The organism is Luteitalea sp., from assembly GCF_044337415.1.
In the GTDB taxonomy this organism is placed as follows: domain Bacteria; phylum Acidobacteriota; class Vicinamibacteria; order Vicinamibacterales; family Vicinamibacteraceae; genus Luteitalea.
This window is the reverse complement of the sequence record NZ_JBIINP010000373.1, coordinates 1-2811: the sequence shown is the minus strand read 5'-3', so window position 1 is coordinate 2811 and position 2811 is coordinate 1. Positions and strand designations below refer to the sequence as shown.

Below are 2811 nucleotides of genomic sequence, written 5' to 3'. Positions count from 1 at the left end.
AGGCCGACGTGCGCCGCTGCCTCGAGCGGTGGCATGCCGGCGACAACGGCATCCTCGACCTCAGCGAGGCGTCGCGGCTCGAACTCGGCACGGGATGGCTGGTCCCGCCGCGCATGCTCCACGCGCCGGGTTCGCTCTGCACGTACGAACCACAATGGGCCTCGGACGTGAAGTCGATGTACCAGTCGCTGGTGGACGGGCAGGCCGTGCCCCGCGACCTGCTGGTGCAGGACGTGCCGCCGGAGCACCACGACGACCTCGACTACCTCGTCGAGCAACTGGACTGGGACCTGAACCTCGACCCGACGTTCCGGGAGCGGCACCTGCTGCGTCCGCGCGTGGCGAACGAGGGGCAGGGCTTCGTCGACCGCTGGGTGGTCTATGGAACCTTCGCGGACGGTGACCTGTTCTCGGCCAAGGAACTCACGCTGGAGCCAGGCGCGACCTGCACGGTCCGCGACACCAGCGCGTGGACGCTGGTGTGCGTCCAGGGCACGGGGACGGTCAACGGCGAGCCGATCTCGAGCCCGTCGATGCTGCGCGTGACCGACCTGAGCGACGACGAGTGGTTCTGCGGCGACGCGGGCGCGCGGCAGGGCGTGACGTTCACCAACACGTCACGCAGCGAGCCGCTGGTCACGCTGCGCTGCTTCGGTCCAGGAGGCCAGGGGTCGTAGGCGCCACACCGGGCACCCGTGCCTCCCCCGACGTACCCCAGACCGTCGCCCAAGGGCGACGGCTAGCCGTATCGTCCCTCGACGTAGTCGGTCGTGCGCGAGTCCTTCGGGGAGAGGAAGAGCTGCTCGGTCCGCGCGTGCTCGACCACTTCGCCCAGCAGCATGAACACGCACTCGTCGCTGATGCGGCGGGCCTGCGACATGCTGTGCGTCACGATCAGAATCGTGAACCGCTCCTTGAGCACGAGCATCAGTTCCTCGACGGCGCGGGTGCCTGCGGTATCGAGTGCCGAGCAGGGCTCGTCCATCAGGATGACGCTCGGCTTCAGAGGCAGCAACCGCGCGATGCACAGCTTCTGCTGCTGCTCGAGCTGCAGGCCGGTGGCGCGCTCGTGCAGGCGATCCTTGAGGTCGTCCCACAGGCCGACCTCCCGGAGGGCGCGCTCCACGGCCTCATCGAGCATCGTCTTCGCCAGGCTGCGCCGGTCCCCGTGCACGCGCAGGCCGAAGACGACGTTCTCGTACACCGAGATCGGCAGGGGGTTGGGCCGCTGGAACACCATGCCGACGGCCTTGCGCAGTTCGACCAGCGAGACGGCAGGGGCGTAGATGTCCTGCCCGAGCACCTCGATGGCGCCGGTGGTGCGCACCGAGCCGTAGCGCTCGTTCACCCGGTTGAAGCAGCGCAGCAACGTCGTCTTGCCGCATCCCGAGGGCCCGATGAGCGACGTGATCAGCTGCGGCTTGATCTGCAGCGACACGTCGCGCAGGGCCTGGAAGTCGCCATACCAGAGGTTGAGGCCGCGCGTCTCGATCCCGTAGGCGCCTGCGTCGACACTCATCCGAAGATCCCGTTCACGTAGTCGCCCGTGCGCTGGTCGGCAGGCCGCGAGAACACCTGATCGGTCGCGCCGATCTCGACGATCTCGCCGTCGAGCAGGAACATCGTCCGGTCGGCGAGGCGCCGCGCCTGCTGCGTGAGGTTGGTCACGAGCACGATCGTCATCTCCGCCTTGAGCTGCTTCAGCACGTCCTCGATGCGCATCGTCGTGACCGGGTCGATGGCGATGGAAAACTCGTCGAGGCACAGGATGGCGGGCCGGTGCGAGAGGGCGCGGGCGATGGTCAGGCGCTGCTGCTGCCCGCCCGAGAGCTTGGTGCCCAGGGTGTGGAGCCGATCCTTCACCTCGTCCCACAGGGCCGCCTGCACGAGGCAGCGCTCCACGAGTTCATCGAGCGAGGCACGCGCCGTCAGCCCGGCCGCACGCGGGGCGAAGGCGACGTTGTCGTAGATGGACAGCGGCAGGCCCACCGGCAGGGGCGCGACCATGCCGATGGTGCGGCGCAGCGCATACACGTCGCGCGTCCGCGCGACATCCTCGCCGTTGACCTCGACCACCCCCTGCATCCGTGCGCCGGGCGTGAACTCCAGCGTCCGGTTCAGGCAGCGCAGCATGGACGTCTTGCCCGACTGCGCCGGGCCGATCACGCCGAGAATCTCGCCGCGGAGCACCTCGAAGGAGATCCCGTGGATCACCTCCGTGGCTCCGTACCGCACCCGGAGGTCCCTGACCGCGATGGCCGTGTCCGTGCACATCAGGCGCCTACCACTTCTTCCGGTTGCGCAGGTAGACGCGCAGGACGACGGCGGTGGAGTTGACCAGGAGCACGGCCCCCACGAGCACCGTGGCCGTGGCGAACTGCAGGGAATCTGGCGCCCCGTTGATCTGGGTGGCGAGGTTGTAGAGGTGGGTGGCCAGTGCCATCGCGCTCTCGGTGAGGCGGTACGGGAACAGGTCGCCCTGGTCGACGGCCTTGTACATCACCGCGCCGGTGAAGAGGATGGGCGCCGTCTCGCCTGCGGCGCGCGACACCTGCAGGATGACGCCCGTGAGGATGCCGCTGACGGCATTGGGCAGCACCACCACGCGGATGGTCTGCCACCGCGTGGCGCCGACGTTCCAGCACGCCTCCCGGAAGGACCGCGGCACCGATGACAGCGCCTCGGACGTGCTGGCGATGATCACCGGCAGCGTCATCACGGCCAGCGTGAGCGAGGCGGCGAGGATGGACTGGCCGAGTCCGGCGGCCAGCACGAAGGCGCCGAGCCCGAAGAGGGCATGCACGATGCTGG

General features: G+C 69.0%; 3 protein-coding genes and 1 pseudogene. 1 reads left to right on the top strand and 3 read right to left on the bottom strand.

All coding sequences use genetic code 11. The features are described 5' to 3' along the window. Window positions 1-677, top strand: a pseudogene (locus ACIRDX_RS22505) (hypothetical protein); the annotation flags it as partial. A 62-nt stretch (window positions 678-739) separates the two neighbouring features. Here ACIRDX_RS22505 and ACIRDX_RS22500 read toward each other — a convergent pair. The 3 genes from ACIRDX_RS22500 to ACIRDX_RS22490 form a co-directional block, all read right to left on the bottom strand. Further along, window positions 740-1519: a phosphate ABC transporter ATP-binding protein gene (locus ACIRDX_RS22500; protein WP_396627651.1), complete on the bottom strand. Its 780-nt coding sequence runs from the start codon at window positions 1517-1519 to the stop codon at window positions 740-742. Further along, on the bottom strand, window positions 1516-2274 hold the full coding sequence (locus tag ACIRDX_RS22495; protein WP_396627652.1) for a phosphate ABC transporter ATP-binding protein: 759 nt from the start codon (window positions 2272-2274) through the stop codon (window positions 1516-1518). Before ACIRDX_RS22495 ends, ACIRDX_RS22500 begins: the two co-directional genes overlap by 4 nt. Before the next feature lie 7 nt (window positions 2275-2281). Then, the coding region (locus ACIRDX_RS22490) for a PstA family ABC transporter permease (protein ID WP_396627649.1) at window positions 2282-2811 on the bottom strand (530 nt) is incomplete at its 5' end.

Bases quoted from the DNA above. Each gene is read 5' to 3' on its own strand.
- ACIRDX_RS22500 (WP_396627651.1), bottom strand. From the start codon at position 1,519: ATGAGTGTCGACGCAGGCGCCTACGGGATCGAGACGCGCGGCCTCAAC.
- ACIRDX_RS22495 (WP_396627652.1), bottom strand. From the start codon at position 2,274: ATGTGCACGGACACGGCCATCGCGGTCAGGGACCTCCGGGTGCGGTAC.